At 53.1% G+C, this 18421-nt stretch carries 17 protein-coding genes and 1 tRNA gene; 3 read left to right on the forward strand and 15 right to left on the reverse strand.

Annotation, left to right across the window (positions count from 1 at the left end; genetic code table 11):
• Positions 1 to 232: IS200/IS605 family transposase (tnpA, locus tag JJE36_05915; protein MBK5211826.1), on the forward strand; the 232-nt coding region annotated here is incomplete at its 5' end.
• Positions 233 to 301: 69 nt separating this feature from the next.
• On the opposite strand, the gene JJE36_05920 is transcribed toward tnpA, so the two are convergent.
• A complete protein-coding gene (locus JJE36_05920; GenBank protein MBK5211827.1) occupies positions 302 to 772 on the reverse strand; it encodes a C-GCAxxG-C-C family protein in 471 nt (156 codons plus the stop codon).
• A gap of 216 nt (positions 773 to 988) precedes the next feature.
• Positions 989 to 1064, reverse strand: a tRNA-Lys gene (locus tag JJE36_05925).
• Positions 1065 to 1215: 151 nt separating this feature from the next.
• Here JJE36_05925 and JJE36_05930 point away from each other — a divergent pair.
• Positions 1216 to 2250 carry a mechanosensitive ion channel family protein gene (locus tag JJE36_05930; GenBank protein ID MBK5211828.1) on the forward strand — a complete coding sequence of 345 codons (1035 nt, stop codon included), beginning with the start codon at positions 1216 to 1218 and terminating at the stop codon, positions 2248 to 2250.
• A 21-nt stretch (positions 2251 to 2271) separates the two neighbouring features.
• Here JJE36_05930 and purH read toward each other — a convergent pair whose 3' ends face one another.
• From purH to JJE36_05990, 12 genes are all read right to left on the reverse strand, one after another.
• Entirely contained in the window at positions 2272 to 3837 is a 1566-nt protein-coding gene (gene purH / locus JJE36_05935; GenBank protein ID MBK5211829.1) for a bifunctional phosphoribosylaminoimidazolecarboxamide formyltransferase/IMP cyclohydrolase, read from the reverse strand.
• Between the two features lie 91 nt (positions 3838 to 3928).
• A complete protein-coding gene (locus tag JJE36_05940) occupies positions 3929 to 5101 on the reverse strand; it encodes a branched-chain amino acid ABC transporter substrate-binding protein (GenBank protein MBK5211830.1) in 1173 nt (390 codons plus the stop codon).
• Positions 5102 to 5137: 36 nt separating this feature from the next.
• Complete coding sequence (locus JJE36_05945; protein ID MBK5211831.1) at positions 5138 to 5746, reverse strand: phosphoribosylglycinamide formyltransferase; 609 nt, start codon at positions 5744 to 5746, stop codon at positions 5138 to 5140.
• Positions 5743 to 6798 (reverse strand): phosphoribosylformylglycinamidine cyclo-ligase, encoded by a 1056-nt coding sequence (locus JJE36_05950; GenBank protein MBK5211832.1) that lies wholly within the window; start codon positions 6796 to 6798, stop codon positions 5743 to 5745. Before JJE36_05950 ends, JJE36_05945 begins: the two co-directional genes overlap by 4 nt.
• A 2-nt stretch (positions 6799 to 6800) precedes the next feature.
• Positions 6801 to 8246, reverse strand: coding sequence for an amidophosphoribosyltransferase (gene purF, locus JJE36_05955; GenBank protein MBK5211833.1), 1446 nt, complete (start codon positions 8244 to 8246; stop codon positions 6801 to 6803).
• A gap of 160 nt (positions 8247 to 8406) precedes the next feature.
• Complete coding sequence (gene purL / locus JJE36_05960) at positions 8407 to 10686, reverse strand: phosphoribosylformylglycinamidine synthase subunit PurL (protein MBK5211834.1); 2280 nt, start codon at positions 10684 to 10686, stop codon at positions 8407 to 8409.
• Positions 10655 to 11035 (reverse strand): hypothetical protein, encoded by a 381-nt coding sequence (locus JJE36_05965; GenBank protein MBK5211835.1) that lies wholly within the window; start codon positions 11033 to 11035, stop codon positions 10655 to 10657. Before JJE36_05965 ends, purL begins: the two co-directional genes overlap by 32 nt.
• The gene (purQ, locus tag JJE36_05970; GenBank protein ID MBK5211836.1) at positions 11036 to 11725 is read right to left on the reverse strand and encodes a phosphoribosylformylglycinamidine synthase subunit PurQ; all 690 of its coding nucleotides are present in this window, start codon (positions 11723 to 11725) and stop codon (positions 11036 to 11038) included. It lies immediately after the preceding gene.
• A gap of 3 nt (positions 11726 to 11728) precedes the next feature.
• On the reverse strand, positions 11729 to 12112 hold the full coding sequence (gene purS, locus JJE36_05975) for a phosphoribosylformylglycinamidine synthase subunit PurS (protein MBK5211837.1): 384 nt from the start codon (positions 12110 to 12112) through the stop codon (positions 11729 to 11731).
• 346 nt (positions 12113 to 12458) lie between these two features.
• The gene (locus JJE36_05980) at positions 12459 to 13349 is read right to left on the reverse strand and encodes a phosphoribosylaminoimidazolesuccinocarboxamide synthase (GenBank protein ID MBK5211838.1); all 891 of its coding nucleotides are present in this window, start codon (positions 13347 to 13349) and stop codon (positions 12459 to 12461) included.
• A 99-nt stretch (positions 13350 to 13448) separates the two neighbouring features.
• On the reverse strand, positions 13449 to 14942 hold the full coding sequence (locus tag JJE36_05985) for a HAMP domain-containing histidine kinase (protein ID MBK5211839.1): 1494 nt from the start codon (positions 14940 to 14942) through the stop codon (positions 13449 to 13451).
• A 5-nt stretch (positions 14943 to 14947) separates the two neighbouring features.
• Positions 14948 to 15700 (reverse strand): response regulator transcription factor, encoded by a 753-nt coding sequence (locus JJE36_05990; protein MBK5211840.1) that lies wholly within the window; start codon positions 15698 to 15700, stop codon positions 14948 to 14950.
• 147 nt (positions 15701 to 15847) lie between these two features.
• On the opposite strand from JJE36_05990, the gene JJE36_05995 reads away from it, so the two are divergent.
• Positions 15848 to 17020, forward strand: a complete 1173-nt coding sequence (locus tag JJE36_05995) for an acyltransferase (GenBank protein ID MBK5211841.1) — start codon at positions 15848 to 15850, stop codon at positions 17018 to 17020.
• A gap of 28 nt (positions 17021 to 17048) precedes the next feature.
• Here the strand turns inward: JJE36_05995 and JJE36_06000 are convergent, their stop codons facing one another.
• On the reverse strand, positions 17049 to 18314 hold the full coding sequence (locus JJE36_06000; protein ID MBK5211842.1) for an ATP-binding protein: 1266 nt from the start codon (positions 18312 to 18314) through the stop codon (positions 17049 to 17051).
• Positions 18315 to 18421: the final 107 nt, after the last annotated feature.

An 18421-nucleotide genomic window follows, 5' to 3' on the forward strand; every position in this document is an offset into this window, starting at 1 on the left:
ACATGACCACGTTCACCTTCTCATTGAGTATCCGCCGAAAATGGCTGTTGCTATGCTGGTGAATAGTCTGAAAGGTGTTTCAAGCCGTTTGCTCCGCAAGCAAAGACCAGACATTGAAAAGCGGTACTGGAAGAATACGCTCTGGAGCCCATCCTATTTTGCTGCCTCCTGCGGCGGCGCGCCGATATCCATTATTCAGAAGTATGTAGAACAGCAGCAGACATCAGACTAAGAACCAAGACCTTTGCTCTACATCCCCGCCCTGAACGCCGGGGTTTTCCGCAAATTTACTGATAATCGATTAATCTAGCGAAACCAGCCCGAGCTCACGGACGATGACCCCGGCTGCCACACCGGCCATCTCTCCGGTGAAGGCGATGCATTGGCTCTTGTTCTCGCCGGCCGCCAAGTCCATCCCCTTGGTATGGACCGAACAGCATAAAACTCTGTGGCTGTCGCGGAATGCCTTCTGGACCTCGTTCGCAAGATCCAGACACTTGGCCGAATCGGGGTCTTGCGGATTCGTCGGCTCCGAACGGCCGAAGAAATATCCGATTGCCATAACGGCACCCGACACCGCTCCGCACATACATTTCGAACGACCGACGCCCACCGGGAAGCCCGATGCGGCTTTCACCAACTCCGAGGGCATATCGGGATCGATGTTTGAGCGGATAGCTGCGACAATCGCCTCCGAACAGTACAAACCGCCCGAACGGAACAGCTCCTCTGCATCTGCTTGGACCTTTTTCACGCTTACTTCTTTATTCATCGGTTCCTCCCTAGATATAAATAATTCTGATAATGACTATAACATTTTATAACTATTTAAAATGACCGGGCGGAGGAAAACGCAAGCGGCAACCATGCTCTACCGGAACAAATCGATCTCGGTATCGTCATCTTTAAGACTCGACAAAAAAACGATGCATTTTCATGAATCGCGCAAATAAAAAACTCCCACAAAAGAGGAGTTTTGAATGTTTGTTGGTGCGCCATGTAGGACTCGAACCTACGACAAATGGATTAAAAGTCCACGACTCTACCAGCTGAGTTAATGGCGCATTATGTTGCAATACAGCAATTAATTAGTCTAACAAGCAACAGCCACGAGGTCAAGATAATCGGGAGAAAAGATGAACAATCAGCAACCGATATCGTATGAACATGATTTTGCCTTCCGATGACGATACAATATGTAGTAGGAGGAACTATATGTCAGGACTCATACCGAATAATTTTCCCAATTTCTGGGAGCAATACGGATACGCCGTTCTCGTGTTCGGAGGCTGGCTCATAGCCGGTGTCGTGCTCGACCAACTGCTCGCAACATTCATTCGCAAGCGCGCAACTAAAAGTGGCAGCCGTATCGCCCATGCATTCGCACTTTCATTTCACGGGCTCATCGGTTCGATGGCGGCGTTGACCGGTTTCTGGATTGCCTACCTGAAAACACCGCTTCCCTCGAAGGTCTATCGCGACCTCTCGATTTATCTGAAAATCGCGACGATCATCATTATCGTCGCGTTCATCGCGCGCGTAGCGGGGAGCCTCATCACCTTCTACTCTTCGAGAGACGACACACGACTGCCGTCGAGCTCCCTTTTCGGCAATCTCGCAAAAGTAGTTATTTGGATGATAGGCCTGGCAGGAATCCTGTCGGTCATCGGCATTTCCATCACACCGATAGTCACCGCATTGGGCGTCGGCGGTTTGGCCGTCGGCCTTGCGATGCAGTCGACTCTCGACAATCTTTTCAGCGGCATCCAAATTTTAGCCTCGGGGCAAATCGTGCCCGGCGATTTCGTGCGGCTCGAAAGCGGAGAAGAAGGTACCGTCGAAGATGTGACATGGCGAAACACCACCGTCCGGCGATTCTCCGGAGAAGTGATTATCGTTCCGAACTCCGTGCTCAGTAAATCTTTGATTGTGAACTTCAGCCGAAGCAACAAGGCGTTCATTTTGGTCATCCCCACCACCGTCGCCTACAACAGCGACACTAAAAAAGTTGAGGAGATTGCGCTTGCTTTAGCCAATAAAATAATGCACGAATCACCCTACACCTACAAAGGCGAGCAGGCTTCGGTCAAGTTCGCAAAATCGGATGCATCGGGCATTACCTTCAATACCGTTATACCGATTGTCTCTTATACGGAGCAGGTAGACGTGAAATCAAACTACGTAGGACTCCTTCAAAAAGCCCTCGTCGAAGCGGGAATCAAAGGTCCGAACGCGGTTCGTCAACTTTAAGAAGCCCGGTCGAAGCGTATGCTAGTGGCGGAAGTGACGATGCCCGGTAAAGACCATGGCGACTCCGAGTTCATCCGCCTTCTTCAAAACTTCCTCGTCGCGAATCGATCCGCCCGGCTGGATGACTGCCGTGACGCCGGCCGCCGCAACGACTTCCAGGGAGTCCGAAAAGGGTATGAAGGCATCGGAACTGGCAACGGCGCCTTTCGCCTTTGAGCCGGCCTGCTCGCAAGCGATACGAGCGGAGTTGACGCGATTCATCTGCCCCGCACCGACACCGACCGTCGCCTTGCCTTTCGTCAATACGATGGCATTCGATTTCACGCACTTGGCGACTTTCCACGCAAACAAAAGTTCTTCGAATTCCGCAGCGGTCGGTTGACGCTTCGAAGGAACGGTAAACGTCTCCGGGTCCTCTGAAACGGCATCGGCGTTTTGGATGAGGACACCACCCTCGACTGCGCGCAACTCCATATAACCGCCGGCTTTATGTATGCCGCCGGTCCTCAGGATACGAAGATTTTTCTTGGCTGAGATGATACCGAGCGCTTCCTGCTCGAAATCGGGAGCGATTATGACCTCGACGAACTGCTTATTGCCGAAAATCGCATTAACGAGCGCGACGGTCACCGTCTCGTTGAATGCCATCACTCCGCCGTAAGCAGAAATCGGGTCGGATTTGTGCGCCTGTTGATACGCGGTGACGATATCTCCGGCCACTGAAAGACCACACGGGTTCGTATGCTTTACAATCACACAACAGGAACCTTCGGTGAATTCACGGCAGGCCGCCCAGGCGCCGTCGGTATCGAGGATATTGTTATAGCTGAGTGCTTTTCCTTGGAGCTGTTCTGCACTCGCCAACGTGTGAGAGATATCGCCGGGGCGGGCGTAAAATGCAGCGTTTTGATGGGGGTTCTCGCCATAGCGCAGCGTTTGAATTTTTTCGAATCGTGCGTCAATGGTGTCATCGAGCCGATTGATGTCGCCCTCATGGCTTAAATAGTGCCAAATCGCGGTATCGTAAGCACTCGTCGTATAGAACACCTCTTGTGCCAAAGCGCGCCGAGTTTCCTCTGTAGTCGCGCCGTTATTCGCACGCATCTCTTCAAGAATCGTTCCATAGGCATTCGGGTCGGTGACTACCGTGACACTTGCAAAATTTTTCGCAGCGGAGCGAAGCATGGACGGACCGCCGATATCGATATTCTCAATTGCCTCTTCTTCGGTTACTCCGGGTTTTGCCACGGTCGCCTCGAAAGCATACAGATTCACGCATACCAAATCGATCATGCCGATTCCGTGCTCTTTGGCCGCAGCCATATGCGCAGGAACATCCCGTCGCGCGAGGAGACCGCCATGCACGCGTGGGTGCAACGTCTTGACACGTCCATCCATCATCTCCGGAAAACCGGTGAGGTCGTCAATGGGGCGCACATTCACACCTGCCTCGGCAAGCACTTTTGCGGTTCCACCGGTTGAAACGATTTCGACGCCGAATTCTTCTTCCAAAACTTTACAAAACTCGGCGACACCGGTTTTATCGGTAACAGAAACCAATGCACGTTTAATGGTTGGGTTGGTCATTTTTCTCCTTAACGATACATCCTAATAAAAAAAGACACCCGACAAGTGGGTCGGGTGTCTTTGATTATAGCAACTTTTCAGCACAAACGAGCTATTTGAGCGGTTGCCATTTTCCGTTCTTGACGATATAGGCGGATATCACTTGGGAGGCATTGTCGCCCTTGCTGTCAAACGACACGTTACCCGTCACGCCGTCATACTTAATGGCTCGAACGGCCTTCTTCACATCGACCGGCTTGGTCGAGTGCGCATCAAGCACCGCCTGCCCGATGATCATGGTCGAGTCATAGGAGTAGGTATCATAAGCTTCCGGAGATTTATTGTAACGAGTTTTGAATTTCTTCAAGAACTCGGGACCCTTCGGTTGGTCGGCGATGGGAAGTCCCAGCGCAGTTGCAATATCTCCCTCACACGTCGAACCGGCGAACTTTATATAATCCGGCGTATAGATCATCTCGCCGCCGATGAGAGGAACATCCAACCCCGCATTACGCAATTGCTTGCCGATGAGTGCACCTTCGGTATGCGCACCTGCGTAGTAAACCGCCTCGGGATCCTCTTCCCTGATTTTGGTGACGAGCGCAGAGAAGTCGACGTCTTTGGACTGGATTGCTTCGCTGGAGGCGATGGCGCCTCCGAGTTTCTTATAAGCTTTCGAGAACTCGGTCGCAAGTCCTTGCCCGTATGTGGTCGAGTCGTCGATGACGACCACCTTCGTCAACCCGCGTTTGTAGACGAGGTCGGCGGCAAAGGGCCCTTGCGAATCATCGCGCGCGGTGATTCGATTGACAACCGTATAGCCGCCCTCGGTAAGCTCGGGATTCGTCGAAACCGTCACCATCGCCAAATCTTGTTTCTCATAGACCGCGGCGGCGGGAATCGAGCATCCGGAGTTGAAATGCCCCACAAGCGCTACAACCTTTGTATCGGTAATCAGCGAATTGGCGACATTGACCGCTTGTTTGGGATCGCCTGCATCGTCTTCTGCTTTAAGTTCGAAAGTATAGCCGGCCTTCTTTGTCGCCGGCATCGCATTGAGCTCATCAATAGCGATAAGCGCTGCATCCCTCATCGAGATACCATACAGCGCATTATCACCGGTGAGCGGACCTGCAAATCCGATTTTGACGATTTGTGTGTTTGCGGCCTTCTTGCTCTCAGACGATGAACAGCCGGCCATGATAAGTGCGAGCGCCATCATGAGCGCCAGCGATAGGAACAGCCTTCGAATGAACCGAGTGTTTCCTGATGTGCTTGTATTCATGCAAACCCCTTCCGCTTACCCACATTTCTGAATTTTTCAGGTGGGAAAAATATGCACTATGTTATCGATACTATGTATCTGCTCCCGCGCAAGCTGCTGCAGCACACGAGGATAGAGAACGTGCTCGGTTTCATGAATGCGCATCGCAAGTGACTCGAGTGTATCGCCCTCTTCGATCTCGACGGGCACCTGTGCGATAATCGCACCGCAATCGAAATCCTCGTTCGCAAAGTGCACCGTCACTCCCGTGACTTTCACCCCATAGCCAAGCGCGTCTTCAATGGCATGCGCGCCTTTGAAACTCGGAAGAAGTGCCGGGTGTAAATTGAGCACATGGTTCGGAAATGCATCGAGAACCGACGTGCCCAAGAGCTTCATGTACCCGGCCATTACCAGGTAGTCGGCTCCGGCATCGATGAAGATATCTCTGATTTCACGATTGAACGCCACGTTATCCGTATATTTCTTCGGATCGATGAAGTATGCAGGGATTCCCGCTTCGCGTGCACGGACGAGACCATAGGCATCTTCTTTATCGGAAATGACGGCCGTCACCGATGCATCGAGTTCATTCTCTGCGATTGCGTCGATAATCGCTTGCAGATTCGAGCCCGATCCGCTGATGAGCACCCCGAGTGCGATCATCGATAATCGACCTTGCCCGTGCCCGATACGACGGTTCCGATGCGATACACTTTCTCGCCGGAAGCTTCAAGCCTGCGAATCGCTTCATCGGCAACTTGCGGAGAAACGATCAGCACAAAGCCGATGCCCATGTTGAATGTTTTGTAGCTCTCATCCGAGCTGAGATTCGCCGCTTTGCACACGTATCCGATAATGGGAGGAACCGGCCACGAGCCTCTCTCGATGAGTGCGTTTATACCGCCGTGCAATGCACGGTCGAGATTCTCGGTGATACCGCCACCGGTGATATGCGCCATGGCTTTGACTTCGATGCCCGACCTCAAAAGGTCGAGCACCGGCTTTACATAAATGCGCGTCGGAGCCAAAAGTGCTTCGGCAAGTGTTTCTCCGTCGAGATCGGCGACGGGGACATCCAGCTCGTGCTCATGGCCTTCGACGACGACACGCCTCACCAAAGAATAGCCGTTGGAGTGTATTCCGCTCGATGCGAGACCGAGAATGACATCGCCCGCTTCTGAAGTCGAACCGTCGATTGCCTTCGGCTTATCGACGACGCCGACGCAAAAACCGGAGAGGTCGTAGTCCTTCTCGCCCATCGTCCCCGGATGCTCGGCCATCTCGCCGCCGATCAATGCACAGCCGGCCTGACGACAACCCTCCGCAATTCCTGCGACCACATTGCTGACAAGAATCGAATCGAGTTTACCGATTGCAATATAGTCGAGAAAAAAGAGTGGCTCAGCCCCGGTTGCCAAAATATCGTTGACGCACATGGCCACCAAGTCGATGCCGACCGATTTGTGCCTTCCCAAAAGTTGAGCGAGAACGAGTTTCGTGCCGACGCCATCGGTGCCCGATACCAAAATGGGTTCTTCCATGCTTTTGAAGGCACTCATATCGAACAAACCACCGAATCCGCCGATATCTCCGATTACTTCGGAGCGATACGTCGAACGGACGGCGGACCGGATGAGTTCAACGGCATGAGCGCCCTCGGCGGTGTCGACTCCGGCGTCGGCATAGGTGATCTGTACATCTTGCTCGCGGTCCATCGTCACTCCTCTTCGTAAGCCATTTTGTTACCGGAAAGACTTTCGGGGACATCCATGGGATACTCACCGGTAAAACAACCGAGACAGAAGCGATTCTCATCGCGTCCGGTAGCTCGGACCATTCCCTCTTTCGAAATGTAGGCCAGTGAATCGGCGTCGATGAACTGGCGGATTTCATCAACGGATTTGTTGGCGGCAATTAACTGATCGCGCGTATCGATATCAAGTCCGAAGAAACAAGGCCACATCACCGGAGGCGAACTTATACGCATATGGACTTCCTTTGCACCGAAATCACGCAGCATGCCCACCAGCTGCTTCAGTGTGTTTCCACGGACGATGGAGTCGTCGACGACCACGAGCCGCTTTCCCTCGATTTCGTGACGCATCGGATTGAGTTTGAGGCGAATGCCGAGCTTACGAATCGTTTGGCTCGGAGAGATGAACGTTCGTCCCACATAACGATTCTTTGCAAGTCCCTCACCGTAAGGAATTCCGCTTTTTTTTGCGAAACCGACGGCAGCCGGCACTCCCGAGTCGGGAACGCCCATGACCATATCGGCTTGCGCCGGCGCTTCTTCTGCAAGGCGCTGTCCCATACGGCGCCGCACTTGGTACATCGATGCGCCGTCGATTTCTGAGTCGGGGCGCGCAAAATAAACATACTCGAACATGCACATGGCCTGTCTGTCGGCCGGAATCGCGTCCAAAATCTGCAATCCGTCCTCACTTACTTTTATTACTTCACCGGGGCCGACTTCACGCAAAAACTTCGCACCGACGATGTCGAGTCCGCATGTTTCGCTGGCGACGACATAGCCGCGCCCTTTGTCGAGCTCGCCGACACAAAGAGGACGAATGCCGCGCGGGTCACGAAACGCATAGAGCGCGTTTTCCGTCATAACCACGACGGCGTAGGCACCTTTGATGCGCTTCATCGTCTCGGAAATCGCCTCACGGATATGGCTCGTTTTCTGTGTATATATATCTATGAGCGCGGCGATGGCCTCAGAGTCGGTCGTTGAGGCAAGATGAGCTCCGTCGGACTGGAGTTCCTCTCTTATTTCGTGCGTATTGATGAGGTTACCGTTATGCGCGAGCGCGATGAGCTGCCGGCCGATTGAGGACATATGGGGCTGAGCATTTTCCCACGCCTTCGAGGCGCCGGTCGTCGAATACCGCGTGTGACCGATTGCAACGATTCCGGGAAGCGATTTGAGGTCGGTTTCTTCGAAGACTTGAGTCACAAGTCCGAGGTTTTTCACGGTCGTCACGGTATGACCGTCACCGACTGCGATACCGGCGCTCTCCTGCCCGCGATGTTGCAGCGCATGAAGGCCGAAATACGTGAGGCGCGCAACATCTTCATCGGGTGCCCAAACGCCGAATACTCCGCACTCTTCTTCCATATGGTCGGGACGACCACCGAAAATATCAAGGTCCGTCATAACATCGGATTCCGTCTGGTCCATGCATCCTCACATCTTGATTATTTTTGAGCGACACTCATCAAATAGGTTGAATAGGTTCAAAACAGATACCTAGAATACCACGCGCATGACAGCAATCATATGTATAGTGCTCAATTGAAAACTCGAATCTTCCTGCCTACAGACCGGACCCGCCGCCGACTAAACGCTCCAGCGAAGTATCGAACAACTCGACGATATCCTCAATCGAGAGTGATATTTTTCCCTCGATTTCAAGCGTATCGCCACCAACTTCTCCGATGACGCTGTAAGGGACATCTTCCCCGTCGAGAATGTCGAGGAGCGCCTCGACATCTTCTCCGGCGCACGTGACCACGATACGACTTTGCGTTTCACTGAAGAGGGAGGCGACGTCATCGAGATCATCATCGAGGGCAACCTGTGCTCCGATTCCACCGCCGATGCAGCACTCGGCGAGTGCCACGGACAGACCGCCTTCCGAGCAGTCGTGCGCACTTTTGGCGAGCCCTTTCACGATAGCGGTCCGCGTTCCTTCTTGGACGGCACGTTCCAAATCCATATCGAGCGCAGGTATTTCACCGGCCACCGTGTCATATTCGACCTTGAGGTATTCCGATCCCCCGAGCTCGTCTTCGGTCTCTCCGATGAGGACGATCGTGTCGCCTTCATCCCTGAAACGGGAGGTACAACGCTCATCGACCGAATCGAGAAGTCCGACCATCCCGACGACGGGCGTCGGATAGATTGGCTCTCCGAAACTCTCGTTATAGAAGGAAACATTTCCCGAAACAACCGGGACCTCGAAGAATCGACACGCCTCCGAAAGCCCCTTGACGGCCTCGTGGAACGTCCAATACACTTCCGGTTTCTCCGGCGAGCCGAAGTTGAGACAATCGGTGATCGCCGCCGGTTTTCCTCCGGCACACGTCACGTTTCTCGCCGCCTCGGCGAATGCGATTTGCGCCCCCCGATACGGGTTGAGATACACATAACGACCGTTGCAGTCACTTGAAACGGCTATCGCGCGCTCGGTCGTTTCGCCACGCCCGGTGTCGCCTATTCGAATGACGGCGGCATCGCTTCCCGGAAGAACGACCGTGTTGCACATGACTTGGTGGTCGTACTGTTCCCAAATCCACTTGCGAGAACAGATGTTCGGACTTGAAAGCAGCCCTATGAGAATTTCGTTGAGTTTCTCGATACCGGGCTCTCTGTCTATGAAGCTCAAGTCGGCGTTCGCCAATTCATCGAGATAATCCGGACGAGACATGGGAGGATCGTAGATCGGGGCATCGTCGGCAAGCTGAAGTGCGGGGATTCGAGCATGGATTTCGCCGCCTCCGCGCACGACGAAATCACCGGTATCGGTCACTTCACCGATCACCGTGGCGAGAAGTCCCCAACGCGCGCAGATGGCGAGCGCCTCATCGAGGTTTTCCGGTGTCATGACCGAGAGCATACGCTCTTGTGATTCGCTTACCATGATTTCAAACGGTTTCATGGCCGATTCGCGCTGCGGGATCACATCGACATCGATGTCGATTCCGACACCGCCGCGACTTGCCATCTCCGAAGCCGAAGAGGTGAGGCCGGCCGCTCCCAAGTCGCCGAGACCGACGACCAGATTCTTATCCAACAATTCGAGGCACGCCTCGATCAGAAGTTTTTCTTCGAAGGGATCGCCCACCTGAACTGCAGGCCGCTTGTTCTGCGCGCCCTCGTCGAACTCTTGGCTGGCGAGTACACTCGCACCGCCGATGCCGTCGCGACCGGTGGTCGACCCGATCAATACGAGCTTGTTGCCGATACCGCTCGCTTGCGCAAGCATCAACTTTTCCTCGCGCATGAGACCGATCGCCATCGCGTTGATCAGGCAATTCCCCTCATAGGCATCCTCGAAGTAAACCTCGCCGCCGACGGTCGGAACACCGAGACAGTTGCCGTAACCCCCGATTCCAGCCACCGCCTCTTCGAACAAATAACGTTGACGCGGCTTGTCCAGAGTACCAAAACGCAGTGAATCCAGGCAGGCGATCGGACGAGCGCCCATCGTGAAGATGTCGCGGATGATGCCGCCCACCCCGGTGGCTGCGCCTTGATACGGCTCGATTGCACTCGGATGGTTATGCGATTCCATTTTAAAGGCGACCGCCCAACCGTCGCCGACGCTGATGACGCCCGCATTCTCACCGGGCCCCTGCAAAACATGGGCACCCGTCGTCGGAAACATACGTAAATATTTGCGCGAATGCTTATAGCTGCAATGTTCCGACCACATGAGCGAAAACATATAAAGTTCGGTCACGCTCGGTGTGCGTCCGAGAACTTCAACGACATGTTCATACTCATCGAGTTTGAGGCCGAGTTGCACGGCGAGCTCGGGGGCTGCCTCCGCATCGAGATCTTTAATCACGGTCATCGTATTCAAACTCCTCATCTTGTGCCTTTACCATTCCGTCGGGCACTTTCGGGAATACCACGCGCAGTAAATACGCGAGTTCAGTGATAATCATGAGCGGAATCGATATGATCGCCGCACCTTTCACCGGGCCGGGTACGAAAGAAAATTGCGCCGCGATAAACACGAGCACATAGATTCCGGCGATGATCTGATAGACGATCAAAGGCTCGCGTTTGTGGCCGGCCGCTCGAAAGCTTACGGGGACGACGATCCTTCTTTCCCTGCGTGCATCGAAAATCAGAACGAGCGCGGCCACTGCAACGAGAATATATATACCGATGATGGCGTAATACCCCGCGCCGAATGTTACATCTCCGTGTGGCACTTATGCACCAACTTCTTCCATGCGAGAAAGAACTGCGGTAAAGAAAGCTTTCCCGTCACCGCTGCCGTAAATCGAGTCGACGGCACGTTCAGGATGAGGCATCAGCCCGAATACGTTACGCTCGGCATTGCAAATCCCGGCGATGTTATCGAGCGCACCGTTGGGTGCCTCGGCACTATCGGAGCCGTCCTCGTTGCAATAGCGCAACACGATTCGATTGTCCTCGCGAAGCTCCGAAAGCACCTTTTCATCGCACACGAAGTTTCCTTCATTGTGATTGATGGGAAGGCTTATGACGCTTCCGGTCTCAAGTCCGAGCCAGTCGCAGTACGCCTCCACGCGAAGCGGCACTTCCCGACAGATGAATTTGAGGCCTCGATTGCGCAACAAAGCACCCGGCAGCAAGTGCGCCTCCGTCAGAATCTGAAATCCGTTACAGATACCGAGCACGGGGCGTCCCGCCTGCGCAAACCGGATGACCTCGCCCATCACCGGGCTGAAGCGCGCGACCGCGCCACAGCGCAAATAATCACCGTAACTGAAACCGCCCGGCAAAACGACTGCATCGACACCGGACAAGTCGGTATCCTGATGCCAAATATAGGTAAAGTCGTGACCGAGGAACCGGCATGCATGCGCGACATCCTGTTCACAATTCGAGCCGGGAAACACCACAATTCCGAAGCGCATGTATCAGTCCTCCTCGGAAGGTACGATACGATAATCCTCGATTACCGGATTCGCGAGGAGCTTTTCGCACATCTCGGTGACCTGCGCCAAATCCGCATCGACATCGAGTTGGATGAATTTCCCGATTCCGACGCTGTTGACGCCCTCGTAACCCATCTGGCCGAGCGCGCGCGCGGCAGTGGCTCCTGCCGGGTCGAAAATACCGTCACGATAAGTGACGTAAATATCGTAGCGTGCCACAGAAGTTCCTCCTAAAGATAGTGTTATTTCTTCTTGGTTTTTCTCGCTGCTTTGGCAGCGGCGCTCATCGCATGATATTGCTCGACCGACACACCGAGTTGGTGCGCCTGCACGAGAGGGCGTACCTGTCTGAGGTCTATCCACCATGCAAAACCGACCAGACCGAGCGCAATCCACGACATGGCCAGACTTATGTACTGCCCCCCCTTACCGACTAGGGGTGCAATCGATTTCGTGGTGAGAATCAAGGAAATCACCAGTATGACGATGGCAATTCCGAGCACCGTCCACCACAGTCTGCGCAATCTCTTGTACTCGGGAGAATCGGGCATAGACGCCGCATAGCGCTCTTTAACCGACTGCTTGGCAGCGGTTTTCTTCGTCACGGGGGAGGAATCCTTGCGAATCGGTTTTGCCGAAGCAGCCGACTTGCGCGTCGAACCCTTGGGCTCCTGACCTTTTTTGTAGCGGGCATTCATCGGGCTTCGTCTACTCATTGCGCAACTCCCTGTGGCACGAATTTCGTGCCGGTAATCGTTTCATATGCTTGAATATATTTTTTGCTCGTCGTCTCGATGACATCGGCGGGAAGAGAGGGTGGCTGAGAGACTCTGTCCCAGTCGGTCGACTCAAGCCAATCGCGCACATATTGCTTATCGAAGCTCGCTTGGTTTCGTCCGGGCGCATACGAATCTGCCGGCCAGAACCGCGAGGAGTCCGGCGTGAGCACTTCATCGATGAGAGTGAGTTTCCCGTCGATGAGACCGAATTCGAATTTCGTGTCCGCGATTATGATGCCTCGAGCGGCGGCGTGGTCGCGACCGCGCGTATAAACGGTCATTGCCGCATCCCGCAAATCGACGGCAGTCTGTTCTCCGAGAAGTTCGACCATCGTATCGAAACTGATGTTCTCGTCGTGGTCGCCGATTTCAGCTTTCGTCGAAGGGGTGAAAAGAGGTGCCTCGAATTTTGAACTGTTGACGAGGCCCTCGGGTAGTTCGATTCCGCAAAGGGTTCCGCTTTTTTGATATTCCTTGAGCCCGCTGCCCGCCAAATATCCGCGAACGATGCACTCGATTGGAAACACGTTTGCTTTCTTAACGAGCATGAACCTGCCGCGCAAATAATCCGCCTGTTCGGCGAAACCGAGCGGCAAGTCGGCCGTGTCGGCGGAAAGAAAATGCGTCGGAATCACATCTTTGAAGAAATCAAACCAGAACAGCGATAGCCGAGTGAGAATTTCACCCTTAAAAGGAATCGGGTCGCTCAAGACGAAATCGAAGGCGCTAATCCGGTCGGAAGCGACAAGCAGCAACCTGTCTCCGAGGTCATAGATATCGCGCACTTTACCTTTTGCATCGGGCGCAAAGTTAAGTGGCTGCACAAAAAACCTTTCCCTGAGTACTGACTTAAGGCAAGAGATGACTCACCACAGTTTCCATTGTACGCAATATGCGAAGCTTTTTAACCGTGAATTATTGAATTATACGAGAGGTATCTTAATTCTGAAGGCGGTTCCGACACCCTCTTTGCTCTCGACCTCGATACAGCCGTGGTGTCGCTCGACGATCTCTTTGGCAATCGAGAGCCCGACTCCGACACCTCCCGTTTGACGGGCGCGAGCCGCGTCGGCACGCCAGAACCGGTTGAACATTTTTCCCATGTCTTTCTCAGGTATACCCATGCCGGTATCTTTGACTTCGGCGACGGCGAGCCCGTCCTCTTCATATGTTCTGACGAATACGGTACCGCCCTCAAGGGTGTAGCGTGCCGCATTGCTCAAGAGATTTCCGATGGCTTGCTGAAGCCGATCTCTGTCTCCTCTGATATAAAGATTTTCCGCAAGCTCCGAATCGAGGGTAAGCGAACCCATGTCGAGAAGGGCGGAATGCGCGTCGATGGCCGAACGCACAGGGTTGACCAAGTCGATACGGTCGAAATGGAATGGCAAAGAACCGTTTTCTATACGGCTCAACTCGAGAATCGCATTGGTCAAGCGCGAGAGGCGACGGGTTTCATTGCGAACCGTACCCAAGTGGTGGGAATCGGCGGGAAGGACACCGTCCTCCATCGCTTCGACCGTCGCTTGGATGGCCATGAGCGGAGTGCGCAACTCATGGGCGACATCGCTGGTGAGGCGGCGTTCAAGCTCGCGATCGGCCTCGACGGAGTCGGCCATTTTATCGAACGTAATACCGAGTTGTGAAATTTCATCCTCGCCGACGAGATTCGTACGCGCGTTCATGTCGCCTGCGCGGATAGATTGGGCGGTTTCGGCGATGACGCTGATGGGTCGTGACACGCTGCGGGAATAACGCAGCCCGGCTATGGAGGCGATGATGATCGATATGATGGCGGCGATCGCCAAGGCGATCATCGACGAGTTGCGCCACTCGAGATCTCGGGCAGTCAACAATGAACTCGAACCGTAGGCCCACACACGCACCGTACCGACCTGCACGCCCGAATACATGACGGGAGAAGACAACACTTCACCCGTCGGCTGTGCATCCATGTCGACGATGGCAGTCGAGCTCGTATTTTGAGAAGTGACGGTCGTCATCGCTTTCGCATGGCTCCGCACGGTCGCCTCGTCATAGATTATGTTTCCCTTTTTATTGAGAATTTGAACGGCGACGTCCGCGCTCACTCCGACTTGAGGAATGTTGGTAAGTGAACTGAAGTTCCACCCTCCGTAAAGTCCGTATGCGTTCGAACCGGCAGCGGCGATGCCTTGGGCGATTATGCTCAAATTATCACGAACGTACTTATCGAACTGCGCATTCCATACGATGAAGTTCAAGATGCCGCCGAGCACTGCGGTAAATGCCGCAACAAGAGCAAAAGCAAATGCCAAACGGGAAGAAAAACGACGGCTGTTGTTATCGCCTTTAACCGGCTTGGCGACCGGAAGTTCTTCTTCGGATGCCGGCAAGTCGCACGTCGATGTCTTTTTGCCCTTGATGTGGAAACTCATAAGCGTTAGGCTCCGATGGTTTCATCGACTTTTTCAGTCTCGGACCCATCATCCTCGCCGCCTTTCGGCTCGAAGCGATAGCCTACTCCGTGAACGGTGAAAATGAAACGGGGATCGTGCGGATCGTCGCGAAGTTTCGCCCGTAAGTTTTTAATATGGGAATCGACCGTACGTTCATAACCCTCGAAATCATAGCCGAGAACTTTCTCGACGAGTTCCATGCGCGAGTATGCGCGTCCCGGATACCGCGCGAGTGTGGTCAACAACTTGAACTCGCTGGCGGTTAAATCGAGATCCTCACCCGCTAAAATCGCTCGGTGAGCCGTAATGTCCAATTCAAGGTCGCCGTAAATGAGCTTGTCTCGCTGAGGCTCCTCGTTGACATTGGCGCGGCGAAGAAGCGCACGCACACGAGCGATGAGCTCACGAGGAGAGAACGGCTTTACCAAATAGTCGTCGGCACCGAGTTCGAGACCGGCGATACGGTCATCGAGTTCACCTTTCGCGGTCAACATGATGATGGGGACATCCGAGCCGTTACGAATGTCACGACACACCTGCTCTCCAGAAACAACCGGAAGCATGAGGTCCAAAATGACGACGTCGAAGCTGTGCGAGCGAAACTGGTCGATCGCCACCTGCCCGTCGGCTGCGGGCGTCACCCAGTAGCCCTCCCTTTCGAGATAGGCCGAAACGACATCACGAATCGACTTTTCATCTTCTACAAGTAATATTCTCTTGGTTTCTGAACTAGACATAAGTAGCCCTCCCAGTGAAAAACATCGATATGTGAATAAGGTGCTAGTCAAGTGATAACAGTTTACGCCCGTATGCATGAATTACTTCAAAGGTCGCTTTCACTTCATTAAATCTACACCCTCATGCAAATATGCGATGATAGTACCATGGAAAATCGAACTTCTCCCGCAAGTGGCCCCGAATACTTCACCCGCATTCTCGCTTTCGATGCATTGCGCGTCTTCGCCATCATCCTCGTTCTCGGGATACATACACTCATGACCAGCCGAGAGCTCGATTGGCGACCATCGTATATCGGTAATTTCGACACATGGTTGCATTTCGCCGTTCCGCTCTTCGTTTTCGTTTCGGGGGCGTTGGTGTGGGGCAAACCTTGGGGTGACAAAAAATTCGTGCCCTTCATCAAGGGCCGTCTCAAACGCGTCGGATTGCCCTATCTCTTTTGGTCGGCGATATACATCACACTTTTATTTTGCGGGACGCCCGGAAACAAGGCCATTTACGGTGAGCAGTACAACTGGCGCCTGCTCATCGCAACAAAAGAATCTTTTTTCAACATCATGGGCAGAATTCCCGGTTATCTCTTGTCGGGGCACAGTTGGTATCATCTCTATTTCATCCCGATGATCATCACCTTTTATATATTAACGCCTCTTTTTGCACGGGGCATGCGTGCATTCAAAGGGTCTGCCGAACTCATCGTCCTCTGCGCTTGTGCGGTAAAAACAATGGCATGGCCGTATGCATTGCGCTATCTCAATGACGTGGGAAATCCGTTTCTCACGTCGTATGCCACGCATATTTTCCAGTACCTGTTTTTTATGGCGCTCGGAGCGTGGTTCATGATTCGTTTCGGAAAACTCGCCGGCGCACATTCGGCGAAATTTCAGCGGGTCGAATCGGAGCGATCGATTGCCGCTGAATCGGCGGTGAAAGGCACTACGCTACCGGCTGCGGCGATATTCACAGATATCTTCAAACAATCGAAACCGGCGCAAGCGATGGTGGAAATATATAAAAATCTAAATCTCGGCATTTTCATTGCCCTTGCATTCGCACTCGAACCGCTCTGGGCTCGTGTGAAAAAACCGCTCATAGCCGCCTCGAGCCTTTCTTTCGGGGTGTATTATATTCACCCTCTCTTCGTGCTGGTGGCGCAGCGAGCAAGCCTGTTGCTATCTTCGAATGCGACGATGCATGATTTTTGGATCCGCTGGCCGTGCCTCATCGCGGTATGGATTTTCTTAATCGTCACTTCCTTCGGAGTCTCGTACCTCTTCTCAAAAAGTAAGTACACCCGCTGGCTGATCGGCGGATAGCCGTCAAACATACCATAACGTAAAGAAGCTAATCCTTAAGACATGCAAGAGGCACGACGTATACACCGTCGGGCCGTGCATAGGCCACTTCGCCTGAAGTTACTACCATGAGAAAAGAAGGCGTGCCCATTCTATTGACATCAATTTTGTTTTTCAGCGCCAAAAGATGCCCTGCGCCGTCATCGATTTTGCTTTTCCCCATTTTCACTTCAACGGCCGCCCAGCGCCCGTCATTAAGTTGAATGACAATGTCAGATTCCAAGCCATCTTTATCAAGATAATGAAACAATTTTCCGCCCAATGCCTGTGCATACACTCTTAAATCACGAACGCACAACGATTCAAAAAACAGCCCAAAAGTTTCAAAATCTGAAAGCAGCCACTCCGGTGAAGCATCGAGAGCGGCAACGGCAATTGACGGATCTACGAAATGACGCGTCGGAGAGGTTCTGATCGTAGTTTTTGAACGAAGAGCCGGGTTCCACGCAGGAAGCTCTTCAATAACAAATATCCGACGCAGTGCGGCCAAGTAATCATCAGTCGATGATTTTGACAGTGAGTCATCATCGGCGGCAATATCTGCACGTATTGTACCTATGGAGGCCCCGCTTGAAATATTTCGAGCATATGAACGCATCAAAAGTCGAACTTTTTGTGGGTTTCTTTTTGTTCCGTCGACACTGGACATATCTTGCTCTACGACGGCATCAACATAATCACGCGCCTTTTGCAGCGCCGCTTCACCTTTTGTTTTTACTGCATCCGGCCAACCGCCCCTCGCAATTGCGGATGCAATATCCTCGACTCCCATTTGAGACATCGACGAGCACTCTCCTCGGCCATTGAAGAGAGAAAGTAAAGAAACCTCGCCATTTGACTCCTCGGATTCAAAAAGGCTCATCGGGCGCATAAGCAATCTTACAATCCGACCGGTGCCGGTATGCATTATGGACTCATCTTTGGGAACAACAGAACCGGTTAAAATGAACTGCCCGTTCAGACCACGCTGGTCGACTGCAAAACGGACTGCATCCCACAAAACCGGCGCCATCTGCCATTCATCTATTAGGCGCGGCGTTTTTCCCCTGAGCAGAACCGATGGCTTTGCGTCAGCTGCTGCAAGATATGATTGAGCATGATCGGGATCTTGCATGTACAAAACTGAAGCAGCCTTCTGTTTGGCTGTCTCAGTTTTCCCACACCACTTTGCGCCGACAATGCAGACGGCGCCATTGGATTCCAGCGCATTTCGTAGTCTTGAATCTGCTATTCTTGCTAAATATTTTTTCCCCATTTGCCATTCCTTACAACGTTGTTTTCCTGATTATAGCCTACAGAGAAGAGTATTACCATCCAAATCGGCAGTATTCTGCCATCCAAATCGGCAGTGTTCTACCATCC

Source organism: Coriobacteriia bacterium, from assembly GCA_016649875.1.
In the GTDB taxonomy this organism is placed as follows: Bacteria; Actinomycetota; Coriobacteriia; order WRKU01; family JAENWW01; genus JAENWW01.

What these genes read in the sequence shown, in the direction of transcription:
- JJE36_05920 (MBK5211827.1), bottom strand. Translation starts at nt 772, where the DNA reads ATGAATAAAGAAGTAAGCGTGAAAAAGGTCCAAGCAGATGCAGAGGAG.
- JJE36_05930 (MBK5211828.1), top strand. Translation starts at nt 1,216, where the DNA reads ATGTCAGGACTCATACCGAATAATTTTCCCAATTTCTGGGAGCAATAC.
- purH (MBK5211829.1), bottom strand. Translation starts at nt 3,837, where the DNA reads ATGACCAACCCAACCATTAAACGTGCATTGGTTTCTGTTACCGATAAA.
- JJE36_05940 (MBK5211830.1), bottom strand. Translation starts at nt 5,101, where the DNA reads ATGAATACAAGCACATCAGGAAACACTCGGTTCATTCGAAGGCTGTTC.
- JJE36_05945 (MBK5211831.1), bottom strand. Translation starts at nt 5,746, where the DNA reads ATGATCGCACTCGGGGTGCTCATCAGCGGATCGGGCTCGAATCTGCAA.
- JJE36_05950 (MBK5211832.1), bottom strand. Translation starts at nt 6,798, where the DNA reads ATGGACCGCGAGCAAGATGTACAGATCACCTATGCCGACGCCGGAGTC.
- purF (MBK5211833.1), bottom strand. Translation starts at nt 8,246, where the DNA reads ATGACGGACCTTGATATTTTCGGTGGTCGTCCCGACCATATGGAAGAA.
- purL (MBK5211834.1), bottom strand. Translation starts at nt 10,686, where the DNA reads ATGAGGAGTTTGAATACGATGACCGTGATTAAAGATCTCGATGCGGAG.
- purQ (MBK5211836.1), bottom strand. Translation starts at nt 11,725, where the DNA reads ATGCGCTTCGGAATTGTGGTGTTTCCCGGCTCGAATTGTGAACAGGAT.
- purS (MBK5211837.1), bottom strand. Translation starts at nt 12,112, where the DNA reads ATGGTGGATAGACCTCAGACAGGTACGCCCTCTCGTGCAGGCGCACCA.
- JJE36_05985 (MBK5211839.1), bottom strand. Translation starts at nt 14,942, where the DNA reads ATGAGTTTCCACATCAAGGGCAAAAAGACATCGACGTGCGACTTGCCG.
- JJE36_05990 (MBK5211840.1), bottom strand. Translation starts at nt 15,700, where the DNA reads ATGTCTAGTTCAGAAACCAAGAGAATATTACTTGTAGAAGATGAAAAG.
- JJE36_05995 (MBK5211841.1), top strand. Translation starts at nt 15,848, where the DNA reads ATGGAAAATCGAACTTCTCCCGCAAGTGGCCCCGAATACTTCACCCGC.
- JJE36_06000 (MBK5211842.1), bottom strand. Translation starts at nt 18,314, where the DNA reads ATGGGGAAAAAATATTTAGCAAGAATAGCAGATTCAAGACTACGAAAT.